Origin of the sequence: Okeania sp. SIO2B9 (assembly GCF_010672505.1) — a bacterium.
GTDB lineage: Bacteria > Cyanobacteriota > Cyanobacteriia > Cyanobacteriales > Microcoleaceae > Okeania > Okeania hirsuta.
This window is the reverse complement of the sequence record NZ_JAAHGK010001143.1, coordinates 1-2,473: the sequence shown is the minus strand read 5'-3', so window position 1 is coordinate 2,473 and position 2,473 is coordinate 1. Positions and strand designations below refer to the sequence as shown.

Genomic DNA, 2,473 nt, shown 5'->3' with positions numbered 1-2,473 from the left:
AGCCAACTGTTTTTTAGCAGAACTTTGTACTCTCCAGTTATTGAAAAATTAAAATGGTGAAAAATATATAATATAATTAGAACTGAGAAGTTGTAAAATTCAGACTTATAATATGACTAATATCTGGATTTTTCAATGATCAATATCAAATAACAGCTTTTGAACTCCTCAGAAAAAAACACCCCCACCATCAAGGAAGAAAACAAATATGTCCAGATACGATTCCCATCTTAAATGCTCATTTTGTGGCAAGTCCCAAGATCAAGTTCGTAAGTTAATAGCAGGTCCTGGGGTTTATATTTGCGATGAATGTGTAGAACTCTGTAACGAAATATTAGAAGAAGAAATTTTTAACTCTAGAAAAGATGATACTTCAGCTAGTGAAATCGGAGCGCAATTAGCAAATAATAATTATTCAGGTAAGAGTAAAGCTTCCTTAGAAGCAGTTCCAAAACCTACAGAAATTAATCAATACTTGGATCATCATGTAATTGGACAATACCAAGCAAAAAAAGTACTGTCAGTAGCAGTATATAATCACTACAAACGTCTGAGTTGTCAAACAAATCATAATTCCGACAACAGCCTTGACCCAGATGTGGAATTACAAAAATCAAATATCCTATTAATTGGCCCAACTGGTTGTGGAAAGACTCTGTTAGCCCAAACTCTAGCAGAATTACTAGATGTGCCATTTGCTGTAGCAGATGCAACGACCCTGACCGAAGCTGGTTATGTAGGGGATGATGTAGAGAATGTGTTATTAAGGTTATTGCAAGTAGCAGACTTTGATATAGAAGCTGCCCAGAGAGGAATTATATATATAGACGAAATAGATAAAATTGCTCGTAAAAGTGAAAATACTTCCATTACAAGAGATGTATCTGGAGAAGGAGTACAACAAGCTCTATTAAAAATCTTGGAGGGGACAATAGTTAATGTCCCACCACAAGGAGGGCGTAAACATCCCTATCAAGATTTTATTCAGCTTGATACCAATTCAATTTTGTTTATTTGTGGTGGTGCTTTTGTCGGGTTAGAGAAAATAGTTGAACAACGACAGGGAAAAAAATCATTGGGCTTTATTCAGGCCGAAAATATTAATCAAGATAATATCGCTTTACAGTCAAAAGAAAAACGTCATATTAATGTACTCAAAAGTATAGAACCAGACGACTTAGTTAAGTTTGGTTTGATTCCAGAATTTATTGGACGAATGCCAGTATTAACAGTAATTGACCCATTAGATGAAACGGCATTAATGAAAATATTAACAGAACCACAAAATGCTTTAGTTAAACAGTATCAAAAATTATTAAAGATGGATAATGTTAAGTTAGAATTTCAAAAAGAAGCTCTCAGGGCGATCGCTAAAGAAGCATATAGACGTAAAACAGGAGCTAGAGCATTGCGAGGTATTTTAGAAGAGTTAATGTTAGAGGTAATGTATGAGTTACCATCCCGTAAAGATGTCACCCGTTGCATTATCACTGAAGAAATGGTAGAAAAACGATCTACTGCTGAATTGTTATGGCATCCAACTTGGCATAAACAGCATGAGTCTGCTTAAAAATTATCAAATCAAGATTTGACCTTTAGATGTAATATCTTGGATTTGTAGTGAGGCGAAATAAAATATAGTAGAAAAATCTGCTTGATTCTCAACCATAAGTATACAAATCTATTTTGAGCAAAACTTTCTTTAATTTTTGCTATTGCTACATCGAGCTTGTGATATAATAGAATATGTTATCGGTTTCGAGGATCTGTTTAAGTTCGATGGGCGTTTTCCAGTTTTTCTTTACAGACTTGTCTCCGAGTTCTATTTTGTTTAAATTTTTAACTGATTTGGGAGACAGTCTATGTCAATATATGTGGGTAACTTATCCTACGAAGTCACGCAAGAGGACTTAAACGCAGTATTTGCTGAATATGGACAGGTAACAAGAGTTCACTTACCTATAGACCGTGAAACAGGTCGATTACGTGGTTTTGGATTTGTGGAAATGGTCAATGAGGAGGATGAAGAAAAAGCAATTGAAGCTTTGGATGGAGCAAGTTGGATGGGTCGTGACATGAGAGTTAATAAGGCCAAGCCACGAGAAAATAAGGGTGGTGGTAACTACGGTGGTGGCGATAATCGTAAATTCTCTCGTAACAGATAATAACTTATCAAAAACGTTGCTAGAAAGAATGTCCCCTCAAATAGACATAGGTGTAAAAAAGAATGTAGAAACGTTGAGCACTCAAACAGAAGACAGGGATCGGGGAGAATAGGAAAACTCGATCTAGACCAATAGCAGAGGTTATTTGAACGCTAATAAATGGACTGTATATAACCTCTCTACAACCATAAGGGGGTTGGTAAGGGGGTGCTGGTTTCCCCACTCCTCCACAGGGTGGGGCGGAAAGCACCCCCTTACATAAATAAATGTTGATCCGCTTCGATCAAGATGTTTGTCTACCTCCCGAC

2 protein-coding genes are annotated in these 2,473 nt (G+C 36.3%); both read left to right on the top strand.

What is annotated here, in order from left to right; genetic code table 11:
- Positions 1–208 precede the first annotated feature (208 nt).
- On the top strand, positions 209–1,570 hold the full coding sequence (clpX, locus tag F6K13_RS28250; RefSeq protein WP_124147487.1) for an ATP-dependent protease ATP-binding subunit ClpX: 1,362 nt from the start codon (positions 209–211) through the stop codon (positions 1,568–1,570).
- Between the two features lie 292 nt (positions 1,571–1,862).
- Positions 1,863–2,165, top strand: a complete 303-nt coding sequence (locus tag F6K13_RS28245; protein WP_124147488.1) for an RNA-binding protein — start codon at positions 1,863–1,865, stop codon at positions 2,163–2,165.
- The last annotated feature ends 308 nt before the right edge of the window (positions 2,166–2,473 follow it).

Bases quoted from the DNA above. Each gene is read 5' to 3' on its own strand.
- clpX (WP_124147487.1), top strand. From the start codon at position 209: ATGTCCAGATACGATTCCCATCTTAAATGCTCATTTTGTGGCAAGTCC.
- F6K13_RS28245 (WP_124147488.1), top strand. From the start codon at position 1,863: ATGTCAATATATGTGGGTAACTTATCCTACGAAGTCACGCAAGAGGAC.